Genomic DNA, 237 nt, shown 5'->3' with positions numbered 1-237 from the left:
GACCGGGGTCATGGCCTGATCAGGGCAACTCGCTCAGCCACAGCTTGAGCAGGGCGGCCCCGTTCGGCATGGCCTGCCCGCGCGCCTCGAAGGCGAAAAGGTCCGCCGCCACCATCGCCGCCAGCCTGTAGAGCCCGGCGGCCTTGGGATCGCCCGCCATGTCCTCCAACCCGCTCGCGGCGGAGGCGATGGCAAAGACCAGCGCCAGACCGCTTGCCTCGGGGTAGGCCTTGGCCA

The 237-nt window shown here is 70.9% G+C and carries 1 protein-coding gene; it reads right to left on the bottom strand.

What is annotated here, in order from left to right; all coding sequences use genetic code 11:
- Positions 1–19: 19 nt before the first annotated feature.
- On the bottom strand, positions 20–237 hold a 218-nt coding region (locus tag H2O73_RS24275), incomplete at its 5' end, for a hypothetical protein (RefSeq protein ID WP_182110836.1).

Source organism: Vibrio marinisediminis, assembly GCF_014050145.1.
In the GTDB taxonomy this organism is placed as follows: domain Bacteria; phylum Pseudomonadota; class Gammaproteobacteria; order Enterobacterales; family Vibrionaceae; genus Vibrio; species Vibrio marinisediminis.
This window is presented reverse-complemented; position numbering and strand designations above follow the sequence as displayed.